At 69.9% G+C, this 22,075-nt stretch carries 17 protein-coding genes; 3 read left to right on the top strand and 14 right to left on the bottom strand.

The annotated features are described in order from the left end of the window. The first annotated feature begins 20 nt into the window (after nt 1–20). On the top strand, nt 21–1,400 hold the full coding sequence (locus tag AB0N16_RS05005) for a DUF3500 domain-containing protein (RefSeq protein WP_365793161.1): 1,380 nt from the start codon (nt 21–23) through the stop codon (nt 1,398–1,400). On the opposite strand, the gene AB0N16_RS05000 is transcribed toward AB0N16_RS05005, so the two are convergent. The 5 genes from AB0N16_RS05000 to AB0N16_RS04980 form a co-directional block, all read right to left on the bottom strand. After that, nucleotides 1,355–2,218, bottom strand: a complete 864-nt coding sequence (locus AB0N16_RS05000) for a lysophospholipid acyltransferase family protein (RefSeq protein ID WP_365793159.1) — start codon at nt 2,216–2,218, stop codon at nt 1,355–1,357. The two genes, AB0N16_RS05005 and AB0N16_RS05000, sit on opposite strands and share 46 nt — an antisense overlap. Further along, on the bottom strand, nt 2,218–2,982 hold the full coding sequence (locus tag AB0N16_RS04995) for a GNAT family N-acyltransferase (protein ID WP_365794035.1): 765 nt from the start codon (nt 2,980–2,982) through the stop codon (nt 2,218–2,220). The genes AB0N16_RS05000 and AB0N16_RS04995 overlap by 1 nt, the downstream gene beginning before the upstream one ends. Nucleotides 2,983–3,300: 318 nt before the next feature. Further along, nucleotides 3,301–4,050, bottom strand: a complete 750-nt coding sequence (locus tag AB0N16_RS04990) for a succinate dehydrogenase/fumarate reductase iron-sulfur subunit (protein WP_365793157.1) — start codon at nt 4,048–4,050, stop codon at nt 3,301–3,303. Then, entirely contained in the window at nt 4,047–5,996 is a 1,950-nt protein-coding gene (locus AB0N16_RS04985) for a fumarate reductase/succinate dehydrogenase flavoprotein subunit (RefSeq protein ID WP_365793155.1), read from the bottom strand. Before AB0N16_RS04985 ends, AB0N16_RS04990 begins: the two co-directional genes overlap by 4 nt. A gap of 2 nt (nt 5,997–5,998) precedes the next feature. Continuing rightward, on the bottom strand, nt 5,999–6,670 hold the full coding sequence (locus AB0N16_RS04980) for a succinate dehydrogenase (protein WP_365794033.1): 672 nt from the start codon (nt 6,668–6,670) through the stop codon (nt 5,999–6,001). A gap of 119 nt (nt 6,671–6,789) precedes the next feature. On the opposite strand from AB0N16_RS04980, the gene AB0N16_RS04975 reads away from it, so the two are divergent. Continuing rightward, nucleotides 6,790–7,674 carry a LysR substrate-binding domain-containing protein gene (locus AB0N16_RS04975; RefSeq protein WP_365793152.1) on the top strand — a complete coding sequence of 295 codons (885 nt, stop codon included), beginning with the start codon at nt 6,790–6,792 and terminating at the stop codon, nt 7,672–7,674. Nucleotides 7,675–7,779: 105 nt separating this feature from the next. On the opposite strand, the gene AB0N16_RS04970 is transcribed toward AB0N16_RS04975, so the two are convergent. The 6 genes from AB0N16_RS04970 to AB0N16_RS04945 all read right to left on the bottom strand — a co-directional run bounded on the left by AB0N16_RS04970 (nt 7,780) and on the right by AB0N16_RS04945 (nt 16,517). Beyond that, a complete protein-coding gene (locus AB0N16_RS04970; protein ID WP_365793150.1) occupies nt 7,780–8,694 on the bottom strand; it encodes a carbohydrate ABC transporter permease in 915 nt (304 codons plus the stop codon). Then, on the bottom strand, nt 8,691–9,617 hold the full coding sequence (locus AB0N16_RS04965) for a sugar ABC transporter permease (RefSeq protein ID WP_365793148.1): 927 nt from the start codon (nt 9,615–9,617) through the stop codon (nt 8,691–8,693). Before AB0N16_RS04965 ends, AB0N16_RS04970 begins: the two co-directional genes overlap by 4 nt. Continuing rightward, complete coding sequence (locus tag AB0N16_RS04960; RefSeq protein ID WP_365793146.1) at nt 9,614–10,987, bottom strand: extracellular solute-binding protein; 1,374 nt, start codon at nt 10,985–10,987, stop codon at nt 9,614–9,616. Before AB0N16_RS04960 ends, AB0N16_RS04965 begins: the two co-directional genes overlap by 4 nt. Nucleotides 10,988–11,012: 25 nt before the next feature. After that, nucleotides 11,013–12,110: an enolase C-terminal domain-like protein gene (locus AB0N16_RS04955; RefSeq protein WP_365793144.1), complete on the bottom strand. Its 1,098-nt coding sequence runs from the start codon at nt 12,108–12,110 to the stop codon at nt 11,013–11,015. Nucleotides 12,111–12,158: 48 nt separating this feature from the next. Further along, nucleotides 12,159–15,479 (bottom strand): discoidin domain-containing protein, encoded by a 3,321-nt coding sequence (locus AB0N16_RS04950; protein WP_365793142.1) that lies wholly within the window; start codon nt 15,477–15,479, stop codon nt 12,159–12,161. A 210-nt stretch (nt 15,480–15,689) separates the two neighbouring features. Next, nucleotides 15,690–16,517 (bottom strand): FadR/GntR family transcriptional regulator, encoded by an 828-nt coding sequence (locus tag AB0N16_RS04945; RefSeq protein WP_365793140.1) that lies wholly within the window; start codon nt 16,515–16,517, stop codon nt 15,690–15,692. Between the two features lie 246 nt (nt 16,518–16,763). Between AB0N16_RS04945 and AB0N16_RS04940 the strand changes: the two genes are divergently transcribed. After that, a complete protein-coding gene (locus tag AB0N16_RS04940) occupies nt 16,764–17,087 on the top strand; it encodes an L-rhamnose mutarotase (RefSeq protein ID WP_365793138.1) in 324 nt (107 codons plus the stop codon). A gap of 25 nt (nt 17,088–17,112) precedes the next feature. On the opposite strand, the gene AB0N16_RS04935 is transcribed toward AB0N16_RS04940, so the two are convergent. The 3 genes from AB0N16_RS04935 to AB0N16_RS04925 all read right to left on the bottom strand — a co-directional run bounded on the left by AB0N16_RS04935 (nt 17,113) and on the right by AB0N16_RS04925 (nt 21,406). Next, nucleotides 17,113–19,257, bottom strand: a complete 2,145-nt coding sequence (locus AB0N16_RS04935) for an EAL domain-containing protein (RefSeq protein WP_365793136.1) — start codon at nt 19,255–19,257, stop codon at nt 17,113–17,115. Continuing rightward, the gene (locus AB0N16_RS04930; RefSeq protein WP_365793134.1) at nt 19,254–20,066 is read right to left on the bottom strand and encodes an SAM-dependent methyltransferase; all 813 of its coding nucleotides are present in this window, start codon (nt 20,064–20,066) and stop codon (nt 19,254–19,256) included. Before AB0N16_RS04930 ends, AB0N16_RS04935 begins: the two co-directional genes overlap by 4 nt. A 368-nt stretch (nt 20,067–20,434) precedes the next feature. After that, nucleotides 20,435–21,406: an SCO0930 family lipoprotein gene (locus tag AB0N16_RS04925; protein WP_365793132.1), complete on the bottom strand. Its 972-nt coding sequence runs from the start codon at nt 21,404–21,406 to the stop codon at nt 20,435–20,437. Between the last annotated feature and the right edge of the window lie 669 nt (nt 21,407–22,075).

The following is a 22,075-nucleotide window of genomic DNA, read 5'->3' as shown; positions in this document are numbered from 1 at the left end:
TGCCCCTGGAGTTTGGGCGTATGCATGGACACCACCCCCGCACCCCCGAAGCCGAGCGCACCCGCCGCTGGTTCATGAACAAGGCGCTGCTCGCCGGCGGTGCCGCCGCGCTGGCGACCATGACCGGCTGCTCCAACGGCTCGTCCGGCACGTCGAGTTCGGCCTCCGGCGCCCCCAGTGGCGGTATGCCCTCCGGCGGCCCCGGCGGCATGGGCCCCGGCCAGTCCGAGGTCAAGTACAAGGACTTCGTGGGCCTCACCACGGACGGCAAGGTCGTCGACGGCCTGTACTCGGTCCACTCCACCGACGTCTCCACGGACAAGGTCGTCAAGGCCGCGCAGGCCTTCCTCGACGGCCTCAGCACGCAGGAGCGCACCTCGTGCACCTTTGGCGTGGCCGACGACGAGTGGCTGGCCTGGAGCAATGTCGACGGCTACGAGCGCAGGGGCGTCCGGATGGGCGACATCACGGACGCGAAGCGGGAGCTGGGCTATGCGCTGCTCGGCGCCGCGCTCTCCGCGAAGGGGCTCACCCAGACCCGTAACATCATGAAGCTGAACGCGTTCCTGGGCGACTACAACGGCGGCAACCGGGAGACCCTCACCGAGGGCGCCTACTTCTTCACCTTCATGGGCACCCCGTCGACGAGCAAGCCGTGGGGTTTCCAGTACGAGGGCCACCACGTGGCGATCAACTACTTCGTCCTGGGCGACCAGGTCGTCATGACGCCGACCTTCATGGGTTCCGAGCCGACCTCGGCCACCTACCAGGGCGAGAAGATCACCCTGTTCAAGCCGGAGACCAAGGCCGGTCTGGCCCTGCTCCGCTCCCTCTCCTCGGCCCAGCGCGCCAAGGTGATCGACGCCGAGGTCGGCAAGTCCGGCACCGACATGAAGGCGGGCGCGGGCGCCGACAACCTCAAGCTCGCCTACCAGGGCCTGCCCGGCTCCGAACTCACCCCGGCCCAGCGGGACAAACTCCTCGACCTGGTCGGCGTCTACGTCGGCTACCTGGACGACGGCCACGCCGGGGTGAGGATGAAGGAGGTGAAGGAGCACCTGGACCAGACGTACTTCTACTGGCTCGGCGGGACCAAGGACACCTCGGCCTTCTACTACCGGGTGCACAGCCCGGTCGTCCTCATCGAGTACGACGCCCAGTCCCCGCTGGCCTACGGCACCACGACCGGCGGAGGCGGCCAGCCCTCGGGGCAGCCCACTGGTCAGATGACCGGGCAGCCCACCGGTGGCATGCCCACCGGTCAGCCGGGCGGCGGCGGGGGCATGGGCGGTCCGGGCGGCACGCCGACCCAGCAGCACATCCACACCATCATCCGCACGCCCAACGGCGCCGACTACGGCGTCGACCTGCTCAAGCTCCACTTGGAGACCGACCACTGAGAGCCCTCGCCGGGACTCACCAGAGCCGCGTGCGTCCAGGCCGGCCCGTGGGTCACCGGCTGGGCGGCGCGGGCGAGGGTGCGACGGTCCGGGTGGCGGCCGGCCGGTATCAGTGGCCGTATGTCCACCTCGGCCACCAGGCCGCGGGTCGACACCACTCGCCACAGGGAGGCCAGCAGCGTGTCCTCGCCGACATAGGCGGGCACGGTGCTGGCCTCGCCTGCTTCCAGCCGGTAGTGCAGCCGCACCGGCTGCACGGGCGCGCCGGCGTCCAGGGCGGCCTGGAACACGGCCCGGCGGAACCGGCCCTGGGCCCGGCCGCACCAGGTACTGCCCTCCGGGAAGGCGACCACCGCGGCGCCCTCCCGCAGCGCGCCCGAGATCCGGCCGACCGTGTCCGGCAGCGCGCGCAGCCGGTCCCGGTCGATGAACAGCGCCCCGGCGCCGGCCACCAGCGCGCCGGCCACCGGCCACTCGCGGATCTCCTTCTTGGCGAGCATCCGCGCGGGCCGTACGGCGGCGAGCAGCGGGATGTCCATCCAGGAGATGTGGTTGGCGACCAGGAGCACCCCACCGGTGCCCGGGGCACTGCCGGTGGTCCGGACCCGGACCCCGGCGGCCCGGACGACCAGCCGGGAGAACCGCCGCACCCACTCGGTGGGAATCCGCCCGCCGACCGGGAGCAGCACGATCGCGACCAGCATCAGGGCCACGACCGCGGCGAACCGCAGCACGGCGCGGGGCAGGACCGTGAGGGACCCCGCGGACTCCACGCACGCGCCGGGGGTGCACGGCGCGCTGGGCAGCCAGACGCTCATCAGGCCGGGACGAGCGAGAGGAAGTGCCGCAGATAGCGCGCGTTGACCCGGCGCATCGACAGCAGGACGTACATGTCGGCGACCCCGAAGTCGGGGTCGTGCGCGGGCTCGCCGCACACCCAGGCGCCCAGGCGCAGGTAGCCGCGGAGCAGCGCGGGCAGTTCGGCACGGCCCTCCGGGGCCGGCCCCTCGGGCACCCACCGGCGCAGCGGTCGTACCCGCAGTTCCTCCGGGGCCAGGTGCTTGGCCCGCACCCGCTCCCAGGTGGCGGCCGCGAGGGCACCGCCGTCGGCGAGCGGGACGGAGCAGCAGCCGGCCAGCCACTCGTGGCCGCGGTCCACCATGTAACGGGCTATGCCGGCCCAGATGAGGCCGATGACGGCGCCGTCGCGGTGGGCGGGGTGCACGCAGGAGCGGCCGACCTCGACCAGTCCGGAGCGGATGTCGGCGAGCGGGCTCAGGTCGAACTCGCCCTCGGAGTACAGGCGGCCGGCGACGGCGGCGCGCTCGGGCGGCAGCAGCCGGTAGGTACCGACTACTTCGCCGGTGAGGGCTTCCCGGATCAGGAGGTGGTCGCAGAACGCGTCGAACGCGTCCACGTCCAGCCCCGGTTCCGGCCCGTCGAGCCGGGCGCCCATCTCTCCGGCGAACACCTGGTAGCGCAGTCGCTGCGCGGCCCGGACGTCGTCCTCGTCACGGGCGAGCTGCACCAGATAGCCGGAGTCCCCGGGCGGGGCGGCGAGAGCAGGGGGTGAGGCGGGCATGGCGGTCATGGAGGTCTCCTGCGCCGAGCGGTAGCTGAGGAAATCTGCACCTGCTTTCTTCCTTGGCAGGCTGGACTCGGCGTGACGTGCGCGGGACCCGTGGATGTGCGGCTGCTGAATGCCGGGATTCGGTGGGTGACCCACCCCCGCGCGTGCCCCTATGGACGCGCTGAAGCAACGCTACCGTGACCCGGCCGGGCCGTTGCGCGCCCCTGGCACGACGGTTGGCGAACGGCGAAACGGGGCCGGGGAGCACCAGCCCCGGCCCCGCCCGTCCGCACTTGTCGGCGAACGTTCATTTACGCGCCTCCTACGGCGCTACCGCTTTCCCGCCTTCCGGGTGGCCCGCAGCCACTCCTTGTTCATGCTCGTGATGGACACCAGCGGGATGCCCTTGGGGCAGGCCGTCGCGCACTCCCCCGTCAGCGTGCAGCCGCCGAAGCCCTCGTCGTCCATCTGGGCCACCATGTCCAGCACCCGCGTCTCCCGCTCGGGCGCCCCCTGGGGCAGGACGTTCAGGTGGTTGATCTTGGCGGAGGTGAACAGCATCGCCGCTCCGTTGGGGCAGGCCGCCACGCACGCCCCGCACCCGATGCACTCCGCGTGCTCGAACGCGAAGTCGGCGTCGGCCTTCGGCACCGCCGTGGCGTGCGCCTCCGGCGCGGCCCCGGTCGGCGCGGTGATGTAGCCGCCGGCCTGGATGATCCGGTCGAACGCGGACCGGTCGACCACCAGGTCCTTGATCACCGGGAAGGCGGACGCCCGCCACGGCTCGATGTCGATCGTGTCGCCGTCCTTGAAGGACCGCATGTGCAGCTGGCAGGTGGTGGTCCGCTCCGGACCGTGCGCGTCGCCGTTGATCACCAGGGAGCACGCGCCGCAGATCCCCTCGCGGCAGTCGTGGTCGAAGGCGACCGGGTCCTCGCCGCGCAGGATGAGTTCCTCGTTGAGGGTGTCGAGCATCTCCAGGAAGGACATGTCGGAGGAGATGCCGTCCACCTCGTACGTGGACATCGCGCCGTCGGCGTCGGCGTTCCGCTGCCGCCAGACGCGCAGGGTGAGCTTCATGCGTAGCTCCGCTGGGTGGGGTGGACGTACTCGAAGACCAGGTCTTCCTTGTGCAGCACCGGGGCGTCCCCGGTACCGGTGAACTCCCAGGCGGCCGCGTAGGCGAACTCGTCGTCCTTGCGGGCGGCTTCGCCGTCCGGCGTCTGGGACTCCTCCCGGAAGTGGCCGCCGCAGGACTCGGCGCGGTGCAGCGCGTCGAGGCACATCAGCTCGGCCAGTTCCAGGTAGTCGACGATGCGGTTGGCCTTCTCCAGGGACTGGTTGAACTCCTCGCCGGTCCCCGGCACCTTGATGCGCCGCCAGAACTCCTCCCGGATCTGCGGGATGCGCTCGAGTGCCTTGCGCAGCCCCGAGTCCGTCCGGGCCATGCCGCAGAACTCCCACATCACTTCGCCCAGTTCTCGGTGGAAGGAGTCGGGGGTGCGGTCGCCGTCGACGGACAGCAGCAGGTTCAACCGGTCCTCGGTCTCGGCCAGCACCTCCTGTACGACGGGGTGCTCGACCGTCACCGCCTCCTGGTGGGGGTTGCGGGCGAGGTAGTCGTTGATGGTGGCGGGGAGCACGAAGTAGCCGTCGGCCAGGCCCTGCATCAGCGCGCTCGCGCCGAGCCGGTTCGCGCCGTGGTCGGAGAAGTTGGCCTCGCCGATCGCGAACAGCCCGGGGACGGTGGTCTGGAGGTCGTAGTCGACCCACAGCCCACCCATCGTGTAGTGCACGGCGGGGTAGATCCGCATCGGCACCTGGTACGGATCCTCGTCGGTGATCCGCTGGTACATGTCGAAGAGGTTGCCGTACTTGGCCTCGACGGCCTTGCGCCCCAGCCGCGCGATGGCGTCGGCGAAGTCCAGATAGACGCCCTGTCCGCCGGGCCCGACACCCCGCCCCTCGTCGCAGACGTTCTTCGCGGCGCGGGAGGCGATGTCGCGTGGGACCAGGTTGCCGAAGGACGGGTAGATGCGCTCCAGGTAGTAGTCGCGCTCGTCCTCGGGGATCTGGTTGGCGGGCCGGGTGTCGCCCTTGGCCTTGGGCACCCAGATCCGGCCGTCGTTGCGCAGCGACTCGCTCATCAGGGTGAGCTTGGACTGGTGGTCGCCGGTGCGCGGGATGCAGGTGGGGTGGATCTGGGTGAAGCACGGGTTGGCGAAGTAGGCGCCGCGCCGGTGCGCCCGCCAGACGGCGGTGGCGTTGGAGTTCATGGCGTTCGTCGACAGGTAGAAGACGTTGCCGTAGCCACCGCTCGCCAGGACGACGGCGTCCGCGAAGTAGGTGTCGATCTTCCCGGTGATCAGGTCCCGGGCCACGATCCCGCGCGCCCGCCCGTCGACCACGATCACGTCGAGCATCTCGGTACGCGGATGCATCTCCACGTTCCCGGCGGCGATCTGCCGGCTCAGCGCCTGGTAGGCGCCAAGGAGCAGCTGCTGCCCGGTCTGCCCACGGGCGTAGAAGGTGCGGGAGACCTGGACACCGCCGAAGGACCGGGTGTCGAGCAGACCGCCGTACTCCCGTGCGAACGGCACACCCTGCGCCACGCACTGGTCGATGATCTCCACGGAGATCTGCGCGAGCCGGTGGACGTTGGACTCCCGGGCCCGGAAGTCGCCGCCCTTGACGGTGTCGTAGAACAGCCGGTGGACGGAGTCACCGTCGTTGCGGTAGTTCTTCGCCGCGTTGATCCCGCCCTGCGCGGCGATGGAGTGGGCGCGGCGCGGGGAGTCCTGGTAGCAGAACTGGACGACGTGGTAGCCCTGTTCGGCGAGGGTGGCCCCGGCGGAGCCGCCGGCGAGACCGGTGCCGACGACGATCACGGTGTGCTTGCGCCGGTTGGCCGGGTTGACCAGCTTGGCCTCGAAGCGGCGGGTGTCCCAGCGCTCGTTGACCGGTCCGGAGGGGGCCTTGCCGTCGGCGAGGGCCTCGCCGGTCGTGTAGTTCACGTAGTCGGTCATGTTCAGCTCACCACTCCGGTCATGACGCCCACCGGTACGGCGATGAAGCCGGCCGTGAGCAGCAGCGCGAGGACGTTGGCCGTGGCCTTGAGGGCGCGGTCGCGGGTGCGGCTGCCGACGCCGAGGGTCTGGGCGGCGCTCCAGAAGCCGTGCCGGACGTGCAGGCCGAGCGCGAGCATCGCGACGATGTAGATGACGTTGCCGTACCAGGTGGAGAAGGTGTCCACGACGTTCTGGTACGGGTGGCCCTCCTGGAAGCCGCCGGAGTGCACGGTACCGGTGGTCAGGTCGAGGATGTGCCAGACGATGAACAGGGCGAGGATGATCCCGCCCCAGCGCATGGTGCGGGTCGCGTAGCTGGCCCGGGGCCTGCCGTGCACGTACTTGGTGGGGCGCGCCCTGATGTCACGGCGGCTGAGCTGGTAGGCGGACGTGGCGTGCGCGACCACGGCGACGACCAGGACGATCCGGATGAGCCAGAGCGTCCACTCGTAGTGCATGAAGGGTTCGCCGACGGTGCGCAGCCAGTGGGCGTAGTGGTTGAACTCGCCCGCCCCGAAGTAGATCTTCAGGTTGCCGATCATGTGCACGACCAGGTAGGCCAGCATGATCAGGCCGCTGACGGCCATCACGCTCTTCTTGCCGACGGAGCTGTCCCACATCGTGCGTGCCATGGACGGCCGTCGGTCCGTCCGCGTTGCCAGAGCCATGTTCAGGACGGTAGGGCCCGGACACCCGATCGGTCCAAGACATGGTCCGGCTCGATTCCATAGCCAGAAGCTATCGTGTCACCATGCAGTTCCAGCAGCTTCAGTACTTTGTCGCCGTCGCCGAGACCCGGCACTTCACCCGGGCCGCCGAGCTGGTCCATGTCGCCCAGCCGTCGCTGTCCCAGCAGATCAGGGCGCTGGAGCGGGAGCTGGGGGCGGATCTTTTCCTGCGGGCCCGGGGCAACATCACCCTCACCGACGCGGGCGAGGCACTGCTGCCGCTGGCCCGGCGGATCCTCGCGGACGCGGACACCGCCCGGCACGAGGTGCAGGAGCTGGTGCAGCTGCGGAGCGGGCGGGTGCGGCTGGGGGCGACGCCGAGCCTGTGCACCGGGTTGCTGCCGGACGTGCTGCGGGCCTTCCACGACCGGTATCCCGGGATCCAGCTGCTGATCGAGGAGAGCGGCTCCCACGACCTGGTACGGGAGCTGGCGCGCGGGGCGCTGGACCTGGCGCTGATCGTGCTGCCGCTGCCGCCGGCGTCGCCCGCGCTGACCACGGTGGAGCTGTTGCGGGAGGACCTGGTGGTGGTGTCCTCGCCCGAGGCGACGGCGCCCGGGCGGGGGCGGGGCGGGGTGCGGATCTCCGACCTGGAGGGGGAGCGGCTGGTGATGTTCCGGCACGGGTACGACCTGCGGGAGCTGACCGTCGCGGCGTGTCGCTCCGCTGGGTTCGAGCCGGGTTTCGCTGTTGAGGGGGGTGAGATGGACGCGGTGTTGGGGTTTGTGCGGGCCGGGCTGGGGGTGGCCGTGGTGCCTCGGATGGTTGCCGCTCGGTCGGGGCGGGGGTTGCGGGTCACTCCGTTGGCCAAGCCGGGGTTGCATCGGACCATTGCGTTGGCTCACCGGAGTGATGTTGCCCCGCCTCGGGCTGCTCGGGAGCTTCAGAGGATGCTGTTGGAGAGGTGACGGGTCGTTGTGGGGTGCGGGTGCGTGGGGTCTGGTCGCGCCCATGCGGCGGAGCCGCATATGGATACAGCCCCGCCCCCCAAGAGGGTGCGTTGCAGGCAACGTCTATTCCTTGGTCGCCCCAGCCAGCATCCCCGACACCAGCGTGCGCTGGGAGAAGAGGAACAGGACCAGGACCGGCAGGATTGCGATGATGATCGCCAGCGCCAGTTCGGGGATCGTGATGTTCAGGCCCGCCCCTGCCACCGGGTTGAACGACGGGGTGGAGGTGAGGAGTTGGTTGAGGCCTACCTGGATCGGGAACTCGTCGCTGTTCGGAAGGACCAGGTAGGGGAGGAAGAAGTTGTTCCAGTTGCCTACGAAGCTGAAGAACGCGACCAGGCCGATCACCGGCTTCGCCAGCGGCAGCGCGATGCGGGAGAAGAGCTGCCATTCGGTGCAGCCGTCGATCCGCGCCGCCGCCAGCAGGTCCCTGGGCAGGCTGCTGCCGAAGTAGATGTACACGAGGTACACGCCGAACGGGTAGAAGGAGAAAGGCAGGATCACCGACCAGACGGTGCCGATCAGGTGGAAGCGGTTGAGTTCCAGGAAGATCGGCAGGACCAGAGTGGCCTGCGGCATGATCATGGTGACCAGGGTGATCACGAGAAGCGTTCTGCGGCCCCTGAACTTCGTCAGGGCCAGGGCGTAGCCGGCGGGGACGCTGACCGCGAGGGTCAGGACCAGCGAACCGCCGGAGTAGATCGCCGAGTTCCGCAGCCAGGTGAGCATCGCTCCGTCCTGGAAGGCGAAGAGATGGTGCCAGGCCGCACCGATCTGCCCGAACGATCCGAAGGACAGGGGATTGTCCCGGACCACCTCCCCCGCCGTCTTGGACGGGGCGAGCAGCAGCCAGATCACCGGCAGGACGAAGAAGACGAGGAGGAAGGCCAGCAGGAGGGCCACGATCAGGAAGGAGAGGGCCCGAGTCGGCCGGACGCGCCGGGTCGCCGCGGCCGGGGGGAGAGTTGATGGCGTCATGACTCATCCAACTTGAACAGGTTCGAGCGGGCGACCAGCAGGCCCGCGGCCAGGAGTCCCACGGCGAGCAGGACGACGGAGATGGCGGCGGCACCGTTGAAGTCGCCCTGCTGGAAGGCGTACACGTAGGCAAGCTGGTTGGGCGACCAGGTGGGGCTGACCCGGCCGAGGCTGGCCGTCTGGAGCAGCTGGGGTTCGACGAACAGCTGGGTGCCGGTGGCGAACGCCATGATGGTCATGTAGACGATCCACTGCCGGATCATCGGGATCTGGATGTGCCAGGCGGTCCGCCAGGGGCCCGCGCCGTCCATCCGGGCGGCTTCGATGACCTCGTCGGGGATGTTGTTGAGCGCCCCGTACATCACCACCATCCAGCCGCCCGCGCCGGTCCAGAAGGCGATGAGCATGAGGATCCACGGCAGGTTGGCGGGGGCGAGGACGGCCGCGAAGGTCTGCATGCCCATGCTCTTCAGCAGCCAGGACACCGGGCTGACGTCGGGATCCAGCATGAACAGCCAGACCAGGACGCTGGCCACACCGGCGAGGGCGCCGGGGATGTAGTAGAGGAAGCGGAAGAGGGCCGAGGTGCCGGGTCGGACCCGGCTGCGCAGGATCACGGCGACCAGGACGACCAGGACCACGAGCGCCGCCAGCCACAGCAGCAGGTAGACCAGCATGTGAGTGAAAGCCGGTCCGAAGCGGTAGTCCTGGACCACCTTCACGAACTGGTTCAGGCCGGTGAACTGGCCCCGGTCGTTGGTGAACGCCAGGTAGAAGGAGTACGCGGTCGGCACGATGCCGAAGGCGAGCAGCAGCAGGGCGTAGCCGGCGACGAAGCAGTAGCCCGCGCGGCCGCCGCGCCGCGGCGGGGCGCCGCGGCGCAGCGGGGAGACGGCGACGCGCTCGGTCTCCAGCAGGGTCACTGGCTCTCCACCTTGTATCCGTGTGCCTTCGCCTCGTTGCCGATCTCCTTCTGCCAGGCCGGGAGCGTGTCGGTCAGGCTCTTTCCGGCGGTCAGCGCGGGCAGGACGACACTGGACCAGGCGGTGGCGTCCGAGAACCTGGTGTTCGACCAGCCGGTCCACACCTCGTCGGCGGCCTGCTCGAACGCCGCGCTGACGTCGTCGGCGAAGTAGTCGCTGTTGGCGGGGTTCTTCAGCCACGCCTGCGCGGCCTTGGTGTAGGCGGGGTAGGTGGGCGCCGACGCCTGGTTCTCGTCGGACGTGGTCAGCCAGGTGACCAGGTCCGTGGAGGCCTTGAGGTTGGCGCTGTGCGAGGACACCATCCAGACCCCGCCGCCGACGTTGCCGGTGGCCGCCTTCGTCTCCCCCTGCCAGGTGAGCGGGGGCGCCGCGGCGACCTGCTTGGCCGGGGTGTTGAAGGCCGCCTTGAAGAGGTACTGGCCGTACCAGGACGGGCCGTACGCCATCAGGACCTTGCCGCCGCTCTCCTTGGCGAAGCCCTGGCTGAAGAACCCCTTGGTGGTGACGGCCTTGGCGTCGATCAGGCCGTCCAGGAGTGTGGCCGTGCGGGTGCAGTTCGGGTCCTGCAGGTCGGTGCGCAGGGTGTCCGGCTTCACCAGGTCGAACGCCGGGCACTGGCCGGACCAGAAGTACGACTCGTGGGAGTTGGTGTCGCCGACCGAGCCGACGAGGTAGCCGGGGTGCTCCTTGGCCACCTTCTTGCCGAGGGCCTCGTACTCCTCCCATGTGGTGGGGACCTGGTAACCCCACTTGTCCATGAGGGACTTGTTGTACCAGAGGACGACCTGCGCGATGTCGTTGCGCAGGCAGTAGGTGTGGCCGTTGAACTGGCAGGGGGTCAGGGAACCCTTGGCGAAGCCGTCCAGTGTGTTCTGCGGCACGAGCTTGTCGTCCAGCGGGGCGGCGAACGGCCGCACGCCCGGCTTGGTGGGCTCGGAGGCCCAGGTGACGTCGGTGGGCGAGCCGAACACCACGTCGGGCCAGCCGCTGCCGGTCCGGTCGAAGAGCTGCACCTTGGACTGGAGGTAGGTCGAGCCGTCGGCGCCGCCGTCGTACGTGACGATGTCCATCTTCACGTCCGGGTGGGCCTTCTGGTACGCCTGCACGGAGGGCAGGCGGGTCGAGTCCGCCCAGACCGTGATCTGTGAACCGACCTTCTGCGTGACCGGTTCGAAGGTCGACTGCCCGGAAGAGGGCTGCGCGGTGGTGTCGGCGCTGGCACAGCCGGCCAGGAGCGCCGCGGTGGTCAGGGAGAGCGCGGCGGCGGCCGTACGCAGAACGCCCGCTCTCCTGGAGACGGAAGACCTCATCGTCTTGCCTTTCTGTTCTTGCCGCTCAGCGCGGCTGTTCGACGAACGGCAGGAGTTCGCTGCCGTAGCCGAAGTCGAGGGGAAGGGCGATGCCGGGTGCGGTGGGGGCGTGCACCAGACCCCGGTCGTCCACGTGGCGCTCGCGTACGACCGTCGTCGCGGTCACCAGGGACTCGTAGTAGGTGGTGTTGGAGATGGCCATGCACAGGTGGTGGTTGGGGATGTCCGAACCGTGCACCTCGGCGCGGAGCCGGTAGGCGTCGGCGAGGTGGGCGGTGCGCATGGCGCCGGTGATGCCGCCCCGCAGGGTGGTGCCGGCCCGGACGCCGAAGGTGGCGGCGCCGGCCCGGATGAAGTCGGCGGAGTTCATGTGGGCGCCGTCGGAGGTCTCGGCGACCAGCAGCGGGACGTCCACGGCCGCGGCGAGCTGCCGGTAGGCGGAGACGCTGAACTCGCGCATCGGCTCCTCGTACCAGAGGTAGTCGGCCTCGGAGAGGGCCCGCCCGAGGCGGATCGCGTCGGGCAGGTCGAAGCCGGCCGAGCCGTCGTACATCAGGGGCACGTCCGGGCCGACGTGCGCGCGCAGGGCCAGGCAGAGCGCGGCGTCCCGGCGGGCGTCGCCCCAGGCATGCAGTTTGATGCCCCGGTAACCGAGGTCCAGGCACTGGTCGGCGACGTCGAGGAACTCCTCGGTGGTGGCGAACGTCGACGTCGAGGCGTAGGCGGGGATGGACTCCCGGAAGCCGCCGAGCAGCCGCCAGACCGGCTGGCCGTGGTAGCGGCCGGCCAGGTCCCACAGGGCGATGTCGATCAGGCCCAGGGTGGGGAGCGGAAGTTCGTGGATACGGTCCAGCTCCCACACCCGGTGCCACAGCCACTCCCGCTGGAACGGGTCGGCCCCGACCAGTTCCTCGCGGAAGACCCGGTCCACCAGCTCGGTGAGCGTGGTGAAGGCTCCCGGGCGGGCGAACAGGGCCACTCCCTCGGCCCCCTCATCCGTGCCGATGCGCAGCACCGCGCCGTCGCCGACCGGAGCGCTGCCGCTCAGACCCTCCCGCCAGCGGAAGGGCGGACTGGCCGCCGGAACGTCGATCCGGTGTACTTCGACATGGGTGATCTTCATCCTGGCTTTCGTTTCTGTGGGTGCGGGGACGGCACTTCGGCTGACCGTTCAGAAGCCGCCGTACGCCTGGAGCTCGTAGACGCTGCCGCCGTTCCAGCTGGAGCCGGTGACGGTCAGGCGCAGATATCGGGCGGTGACGGGCTCGTCGGCGAAGGAGTAGTTGGTCTGCGCGACGGTGTTGTCCGCGGTGTGGTCCTCGAACGTCGACCAGGTCGCGCCGTCGGTGGAGTACTCCAGGCGGTACTTGTAGCCGCTCGCCTTCTCGAAGGTGGTGACGACGGCGGAGACGCCGGTGTCCTTGCCGAGGTCCACCTGGAGCCAGGACGGGTCGGGCAGGCCGAGGCCCTGCGCCCAGCGGGTCGACAGGTCGCCGTCGACCGCCTTCGCCGGGACGTTGCCCTCCGAGTCGGAGGAGGCCGTCGCCGTCTTGTCCAGGGCCAGGTCGTCGTCGGGCGGGGTGGTGACCTCCGCCGCCGTACTGGGGTCGGAGGCGTTGAGCTCGGCGTCGCGGGCGACGACGGTGAAGGAGTACTTCGTACCGGGCTTCAAGTCCGAGACCCGGTAGGTGGTGTCTCCGGTGACGCCGATCCGGGTGCCGTCCTGGTAGACGACGTAGCTGGTCACGCCGGTGTCGTCGGTGGCGGGGGGCCAGCTGACGTCCAGCAGGCTGGGCAGCAGCGCCTTGGCGGTGGGCCGGCCGGGGCTGCTGGGGGCGGTGTGGTCGGAGCCGGGGGCGCGGGCGGTGCCGTAGACCTGGAAGTCGTAGATGCTGCCGCCGTTGCCGCTGGAGCCGGTCACGGTGAGCCGTACGAAGCGGCCGGTGACCGGGGTGCCGGCGTCGGCGTAGTCGGTCTGCGCGGTGGTGCTGTCGGCGGTGTGGTCCGCGAGGGTCCCCCAGTGGACCTCGTCCGGTGACACCTCGATGCGGTACTTGTAGCCGCTGCTCTTCTCGAAGGTGGTGATCGCGCCGCTCACGTCGTACGACGCGCCGAGGTCGACCTGGATCCAGGACGGGTCGGGCAGGCCCAGGCCCTGCGCCCAGCGGGTCGACAGGTCACCGTCGACCGCCTTCGCCGGGACGTTGCCCTCCGAGTCGGAGGACGCGGTGACCGGCCTCTTCAGCGCCAGGTCCGCGCCGTCGGGCATCGTGACCTTCAGCGACCCGCTCGGCGCGGACTCGTTGCCGGCGGCGTCGCGGGCGGTGACGGTGAAGGTGTACGTCCGTCCCGCCGTGAGGCCGAAGACGCGTACGGAGGGCTTGCCGGAGGCGTTGACCAGCTTGCCGTCCTGGAAGACCGAGTAGCCGGTGACGCCGGTGTCGTCCGTGGCGGCGGTCCAGCTCAGGTCGGCGACGGTCGGGAAGTCGGTGACCGCGGCCGGGGTGCCGGGGACGGTGGGCGCCTGGTGGTCGGTGACCGTGGGGCCCGGGTCGAGGTGCTGGTAGGCCTTCTCCAGACCGGCGTTGTGCACGACGGACGCGGGGAGCTGGTCGCAGGAGCCGACCGTGATGTTGCCGCCCACGTCGTTGTTCTGGCTCAGGTACTGGACGCTGAAGGCGGGCTGGGTCGTGTAGTTGCCCCGGGCCGTGTTGTCCTGGGCGTGGTTCATCAGCAGCCACTGGAAGGCGACGTCGCAGAACGCGTTGCCCGAGTTCTCCCAGTGCCGACTGCCCTCGTCGTGGTAGACGGCGCCGTAGGCGGGCGCCGGGACGCCGTGGATGTAGTTGCCGGTGACCTTGCCGCCGGGGTCGCTGCTGAGGGTGTAGATCGCTCCGCCGTCGGCCTGCGACCGCATGATGTCGCTGATCTCGTTGTCGCTGACGACGTTGTCACGGCTGATGGTCGGGGTGTCGGAGACCGGGACGCCGGCGTTGCCCGGGTAGGCCGAGTTGCCGCCCTGGTCGGTCAGGCCCCAGCCCCAGCCGACGGAGATGCCGCTGTAGGGCAGGTCGTGGACCTTGTTGTGGGTGATCACCGTGGAGTCGGTGTAGCCGGCCAGGATGCCCAGCGACCCGTTGTACTGGTCGGCGGCCTTGGTGACGACGTTGTCGTTCACCAGGGTGTCCTTGGTGATGTCACGGGGGTCGTCCGGGTGGGCGTCGCCCCAGGTGACTCCGCCGATCTGGATGCCGGTCGCGGCGATCTGGCGGAAGACGTTGCCGGTGATCGTGGTGTGCTGGGTGCCGGTGTTCAGGTTCAGGCCGACCGCGCCGAGGTGCGTGAAGGTGTTGCCGGTGAACTCGATGCCCTGGCCGTGGCTGACGTTGACGGCTCCGGGCGTCTTCTTCCAGTTCAGGCGCGTGGAGTCGAAGGTCGGGTTGTCGTCGCCGACCATCCGGAAGCCGGCCTGGCCCTCGATGAGCCCGTCGGCCGAACTCGGTTCGAGCCAGGTGGAGTAGGAGAAGGTGATGCCCTGGAAGGACACGTTCGCGACGGGGTGGTCACGGGTGCCGTTCAGGTCCACCAGGTCCTGGACGACGGGCACGGTGACGTCCGCCGTCTTCATGTTCTCGCCCTGCTCGGGCATGTAGTAGATTTCGCCGGCGCTCGTGTCCAGGTACCACTCCCCCGGGCTGTCCAGCAGCTCGCGGGCGTTCTCCAGCCAGGTCGGGTTCTGGATCTCCTGCCCCTGCTGGAGGTTGGCGTTGTGCCAGCACGGCTGCCGCATCGTCATCGTGGTGCCGGAGATCGACGCCACGGGGCAGCGCATGAGCTTCCAGCCCCAGGAGCTGACGACTTCGAGGTCCGCGGGGTGCTTGTAGGCGCTGATGGCGCTGTCGGTGAAGGTGTAACCGGTGGCCGTCTTGCTGAAGCCGGAGGGGTTCTTCCCACTGCGGGCGCGGGTCTTCGACTCGCCGTTGACATAGAGCTGGCGGGTGTCGAGGCCGGTCAGCTTCGCTTTGTAGACCTTGCCGTCGGCATCGGCCTTGGTCCAGCCGGTGACCTGCTTGCCGCCGCTGACCACCGGGTGCGCCCCGGGCGCGGCCTCGTAGACGATCCGCTGCCCGTCCCGGCCGGAGTCCTGGGCGGTGAGGGCGAAGGTACGGCTGAGCCGGTAGGTGCCGGACAGCAGCCGGACATGGATGTCGCCGTCGACCTTGCTCTTGGTGTCGCGCACGTAGTCCCGTGCGTGTTCCAAGGTCTTGAAGGGATGGTCGGCGCTGCCCCGGCCGGCGTCCGTGCCGGTCGGGGAGACGTAGACGGTGAGCCCGGCCGCTTTCGAGGCCGCCTGGGCCGGGGCGACGGCCAGCGGAGCCACCGCCAGGGCGAGGGGCAGGGCGGCTATGAGGGTTCTCGGCAGGGGCACGGCTCTGCCCCTGCGCGCAGACAGAAGAGACACGGAGATCCAATCGTCTGAGGAATGAAGCATCGGAACTGGGTCGTCCGCCCGGTTCCCGGGGTGCGGGCCTTCGTCGTACGGGTGCGGGCCGGTGAGTGGTTGCTCGCGCCCACGCGGCGGAGCCGCACATTGATACGGCCCCGCCCCCCTTTCAGGGGCGTGCACCTGACGCCCCTTCAGGGGCGCGGAGAACTGGGCGACCAGCCCCCACCGGCCCGCACCCGTACGGCGTCGACCGGCCTACGACACCGATGTCTGCGGCGGAAGGCCGGAGTCCCCGGGACCGCTGTCCGCCGACGGCCGCGTGGGTGCCCCGGGGACGGCGCGGTCGCCGAGGTTGAACAGCCGGTCGCGGATCTTCCGCTCGAACTGACTCTGGGTGGTGGCGATGTGCTCCACCATCAACTCGCTCGCGAGATCGGCCTCCCCCGCGGCGACCGCCTCTGCGATGGCGAGATGCTGCCGTGCGGCGACCTCCAGCGAGCCGGGGGCGTCGCCGTGGAAGAGCAGCACGTCGGACTGGGACGCGAGGCGCCGTACCCCGGCGACGCTCGACCGCAGGAACACGTTGTGCGAGGCCACGCCCACCGCGTCGTGGAAGGCCTCGTCGGCCCGGGCGAAGGCATGTCCGTCGTTCTGCTGCGCCGCCGTCAGTGAACTCCGCGCGCCCTCCCGGATGGTGCGGACCTCGATGGGTGTGGCGAGGCCGGCGGCCCGGCGGGCCGTCTCCGACTCGATCACCGTGCGGTAGTCAAGGAGCATCAGCACGTCTTCCATGCTGGTCGGCCGGAAGTGCGACAGCTGGTCGTCCACCAGCCCGCCGGACACCTCCGCGACGAAGATGCCGGCACCCCGCCGCACGCTCAGCCGGCCGATGGCGGCGAGGACCTTGACGGCCTCACGCGTGACATTGCGGGACGCCCCCAGGATCTCGGCCAGGCCCGCCTCCGTGGGGAGCCGGTCGCCCGGTCGCAGGTCCTGCTCGGCGATGTACTCCAGGAGTTGTTCGGCGACCAGCTCGTATCCCGGCCGGTAGGGACCGTCGGAGACCGGTGACGGATCGGCCACGATGTACCACCTCATCGATGTTCGGATTAATCAGGTTCATCGGCGGTGGTCACTATGACATCCGCGTTACACGGAGGGAAGATGCCGGACCGAACTGGTTTCAAGTGCCGGATGAGGCAAGGGAATACCGCCCGTAGGCGACATCTCGCGGAACCATTGCGCGGGAAGGATCAGATCCTTAGGGTCCTGCCCATCAGATGAAGCTGATTCTTCGTTGTTCGTCCTTCAGGAAGGAAGGTGAGTGCGATGCAGCGCTTCGCCGCCGTCATCCGGTTGCGCCCGGAGAAGGAGTCGGAGTACCGCGCGCTGCACGCCGCCGCGTGGCCGGGCGTGCTGGCGGCGCTCAAGCGTGCCGGGATCGGCAACTACTCGATCTTCCTGCGGGACGGGCTGCTGTTCAGCTACCTCGAATACTCGGGCACCGACTACGCCGCCGACACCGCGCGGATCGCCGCCGACCCGGTGACACGCGAGTGGTGGGCGCTGACCGACCCCTGTCAGCAGCCGCTGGACACCGCCGCCGAGGGCGAGTGGTGGGCCCCCGCCGAGGAGGTCTTCCACCTCGACTGAGGGCCCACGAAGGGACGCCGGGTCGTCAGCCCGTCGCGTCCACCAGCGCCAGGTCGTGCAGGCGCTCCGGGGGGCCCGGACGGGCGTAGTACCAGCCCTGGGCCGTGTCGCAGCCCAGTATCCGGAGTTGTTCCGCCTGGGCACCCGTCTCCACGCCCTCCACCGTGACCGCGAGGTCCAGGCTGTGGGCCAGGGAGACGATGCCCTCCACGATCTTGAGGTCGACCGGGTCCGCCGGGAACTGCTGCATGCTCTGGGTGAAGGAGCGGTCCAGTTTGAGGATGCTCACCGGGAGCCGGCGGAGGTTGGCGAGGTTGGAGTAGCCGGTGCCGAAGTCGTCCAGGGCGATGTCGACGCCCATCTCGGCGAGGCGGCGCAGGGGCTTGAGGAGGTCGTCGTCGGCGCCGATCAGGGCCGACTCGGTGACCTCCAGGCAGAGCGCGTCGGGAGCCACTCCGGTCCGCTCCAGGATGTCCACCGTGTCCTGGACCAGCCCGGGGTGGCTGAGCTGGCACGGGGACAGGTTGACGTTGATCCGCAGCGGGCCGGCGCTGGTCTGCTCGCCGTAGCGTTCCCGCCATTCGCGCGCCTGGCGGATCGACTCCTCCAGCACCCAGCGGCCCAACGGCACGATCAGGCCGGTGTGTTCGGCGAGCGGGATGAACCGGTCGGGGCCGAGGACACCGTGCTGCGGGTGCAGCCAGCGGACCAGCGCCTCGGCGCCGCGCACGCTGCCGTCGCCGAGGTGGACCAGCGGCTGGTACTCGATGAAGAACTCGTTCCGGTCCAGGGCCGCGGGGAGCGCGGTGGTCAGGCCGTGCCGGGTGATGGCGCGGGCGTCGGCCTCCGGGTCCGCCAGCTCGAAGCGGTTGCCGCCCGCCGACTTGGCCCGGTACATCGTGATGTCGGCGCTGCGCAGCACCTCGGCCGGGGTGCGCTCGCCCGCCGGGCCCTCGACGATGCCGATGGAGCCCCGGACCATGAGTTCGCGGCCGTCGATGCTGATCGGGGTCACCAGTGCGTTCATGATGCGGTCGGCCAGGTCGTCGACCTCACGTTGGGTGGCCGGTCCGGTGGTCAGCGCCACGAACTCGTCGCCGCCGAGCCGGGCGACCATCTCGCCGGGCGCGGTCGCGCAGGACTGCAGCCGGTCGGCGACCTCCACCAGCAGCCGGTCACCCGCGGAGTGGCCGAGGCTGTCGTTGACGGTCTTGAAGCCGTCCAGGTCGAGGTAGCACAGCCCGAAGCGCTGGCCCTCACCTGCGGCCAGGGCCTTCTCCAGACGCTCGAAGAACAGCGTGCGGTTGGGCAGGCCGGTGAGCGCGTCATGGGTGGCCTCGTAGCGCAGCCGCAGGTTGAGCAGCCGGCGCTCGGTGGTGTCCTCCATGAGGGCCAGCTGGTACTGCGGGTCGCCGTCCGGGTCCCGGAGCAGGGAGACGGTCAGGTTGGTCCACAGGACCGTTCCGTCGGAGCGGTTGAACGCCTTCTCGACGTGGTAGTGCTCGCGGTCGCCGCGCACCAGCTCCTCGTAGAGCCGCCAGGTCTGGGGCGCGTCCTCGGGATGCGCCCACTCCATGACCTTGCGGCCGCGCAGGGTCTGCTCGGAGCCGCCGAACATGCGCAGCAGCGCACCGTTGACCTGCAGGACGTTGCCCTCCAGATCGGCGATGCAGATTCCTATCGCCGCGCCCTCGAAGACGGCGCGGAAACGGGCCTCGCTGGCGTGCAGCGCCTGCGCGACCACGCCCTGGGCCCGCAACGCGGCCTGGGCGATGGCCTCCTGCTCGGCCAGCGTACGCTCACGCAGCGCCTGGGCGAACCCGGCGGCCATCGCGTGCTGGATCCGCGAGGAACGCATCCGCAGCTCGTCCTGGGGGCCGTCCGCGCCGCAGTACAGGGCCAGATAGGCGTCGACGCAGTCGAGGGTGCGGGTGAGCGCCTCGGGGTCGGTGCAGTGCGCGTCGATCAGCGCGGCCCCCACCTGCCGGGTCTCCTCGGCGTCGAAGCCGTGCGCCAGCAGCACCTCGCTCAACCGGCGGGCCAGCGGGAGGAGTTGCTCCTCGAACTCCGGCCGGGTCAGGGACGTCGAGGTCACCGGGAACACCGCCCGGCTCCAGATCGTCGCGAACCGGCGCAGTCTGTCCTCCGGGCCGTCCGGCTCCGCGATCACGCCGCGATCCCCACGCCGGCGAATCCGGAGAAGGCATACGGATCCTCGTCCTCCGGCGCCGACTCCGGCCGCCAGTGCGGCATCGGCACCAGTCCGGGTTCCACCATGTCGTACCCCTCGAAGAACCTTGCGATCTCGTCGCGCGAGCGCATGACGAGCGGGTTTCGAATGTCCTTGTATACGTCCACCGCGCTCTCGGCCCGCTCGGGTGCCAGCGGGATTCCCTCGTACGAGGCATGCGTGAGGATCAACAGGCTGCCGGGCGCGAGTGCTTCGCGCAGCTGTGCCACTGTCCCGTACGGGTCGTCCGCGTCTTCCACGAAGTGCAGTATGGCAACGAGGAGCAGGGCGACTGGCCGATTCAAGTCGATGAGGCTGCTCACCTGAGGGCTCGACAGGATCTCCTGGGGCTTGCGGAGGTCCGCGGCGACCACGTCCGCGTCCTCGTTGCCCGCGAGCACGGCCTGGCTGTGGGCCACGGCCACCGGGTCGTGGTCGACGTACACCACATGTGCGCCGGGGTGCGCCGTCTGGGCCACCTCGTGGACGTTGCCGAAGGTGGGGATGCCGGAGCCGATGTCCAGGAACTGGTCGATGCCGGCCCCCGCGGCGAAGTGGACGGCGCGCCGCATGAAGGCGCGGTTGGCCTGCATGATCTTCGGCAGGCCCGGCAGGTACGTCATCGCCTTGCGGGCCGCTTCCCGGTCGACCTCGAAATTGTGCGAACCGCCCAGGTAGTAGTCGTAGATACGCGAAACGCTCGGCACCGAGATGTCGATGCTCCGTGGGGCCCAGGCAGGACGCTCCATGTATCTCTCCAAGGCTGAGGCGATCCGGTGTTCGAGCAGAGGCTACTGATCGCCCGCGAACTGGGCGAGCGGAACCGGAAATTGACCGTCCGTTCCCGGTCACCACCTGGGAAATCCGTGCGCGCTTTGGGGGTGTTCGGGCAGTCCGCCGGATGCGGGTGCGCCGCAGGACACCTGCGGGAGCGACGCAGGGCACCTGCGGGAGCGACACAAAGCACAGGAGCCCGCCCCCTCCGTGCGGTGTGGAGGGGGCGGGCGGTCGTGCGCCGTTGTTTCGTCGTCCGGGACTCTCGCTGGCCTCTGCCCTCCCTTCCGCGATGCGCGAATGTGGACTTGGGCGGGGCGATCAACCCTGGGGAGGTGATCCCTTACTTGCTCGGCGCGCCGACCAGCTTTCCTTCGGGCGAGACGGCGTACCAAGTGCCGCCGACGCCCTGGCCGTTGGTGTCTCCGGCCTTCGCGTCGCCGGAGAAGGTGTAGATGGGCCAGCAGTTGACCGTCTGCTGCTTCGCGCCGTTGTCGGGCCGGGTGAAGCCCATCAGGCCCTTTTTCACGATGCCCTTGGTGTCACTGGAGGCGACCTCCGCGACGGCCGGCCACTTCGCCAGGCAGTCACCGGTGCAGTTCGAGACGACCTTGGGCCATGCCTTGTCCTTGATGAAGCGGTAGACCGTCATGCCGTTCTTGTCGACGACGATGTCACCGAGCTTGGCGTCCTTGCGGACGGACAGGCCGGGCAGGTCGGCCAGGGTGGCCTTCTTGCCGTCGGGGGCCGTCGCGAACCACTTGCCGCCCACGCCCTGGCCGTTCACGTCACCGGCGTTGACGTCCTTGGCGTAGCGGTAGACCGGCCAGCCGCCGACGGTCAGCTGCTTGGTGCCGTCGGTGCGGGTGACCTCGCCGAGCAGCGCCTTGTCGATGCCCTCACCGGCCGTGGCGTCGTCCGCGGGCACCGGCGGCCAGGTGGTGGCACAGTCACCGTCGCAGTTCGACTTGGGGGGATTGGCGGTGTCCGCGTCGAAACGGTAGAGGGTGAGGCCACTGCCGTCGGTCAGCACCTTGCCCAGATCGGGGTTGCCGGCAACGGTGAGCTTCCCCGCGGGGGCGACCGCGGCCGGAGAGCTGGAAGCCTGACTGCCGTCCGCGCCATAACCGTTGCCCGCACCGGTGGAGGGGCTGGTCACACTGCCCACGCTGCCGACACCGGCTGGGGCCGTGGCACCCACGTTCTGGGCCGCCGAGGACGGGGTGGTCACATTGTCCTGACCGCATCCCGTCGTCAAGGCAAGCACGCCCGCGGCCGTGGCCACCAGAGAGGCGCTCCTCCAGGAGGTCTTCATCTTCAACTCCCCATACATCGCCTGGATATTGCAGCGCCTGTGTTCCGCCGCACGACACCAGGTACGGACGCCGGGGGCCGAAGTGTTCAACGGCCGCACAAATTTCTTTCCGGACACTGTGCCGCCGGCGCCCGTCCCGCACGGACGTACGCTTCGAGCCAATCGACGGGCCATGTGATTCAAACCGGTTTACGCCATCTGTCCCCCGTTCGGGGCAATCCCTCCGCACTCCGGCGTGCGACGGCACCCGACGCCTCATGATCTCGGTCGTGCATGCACCCGAAGCGACCCGACTCGCGCCCGTCCCGAGGGTGTTGGCTCTGCTGACACTCACCTGGACCCTGGTGGGCTGCCCGGTCGGCACGGCGTCGGCCGACGCCTGCGCCTACGCATCGACGGGCCCCGACGGCATTCACGCGGTGGCCGTCGCCGGCGGCTCCTGGCCCACTCCCCCGCCCTGCCCGCCTCCCACGCCGCCGCCCTGCCCCACGCCGACACCCACGCCCACCCCTACTCCGACGCCCACACCACCTCCGAAACCGACCCCCACGCCCACCCCCAAGCCCACACCGAAACCCACCCCGAAGCCGCCGCGCCCCACGCCGCCGGCCCCGGCACCACCGCCGCCACCCCGGCGGGCCCCGGAGCCCGTGCCCACCCCGCCACCGG

Source organism: Streptomyces sp. NPDC051105 (genome assembly GCF_040682795.1).
GTDB lineage: Bacteria > Actinomycetota > Actinomycetes > Streptomycetales > Streptomycetaceae > Streptomyces.
The sequence above is the reverse complement of the archived record's forward strand: the minus strand, read 5'-3'. Positions and strand labels throughout refer to the sequence as shown.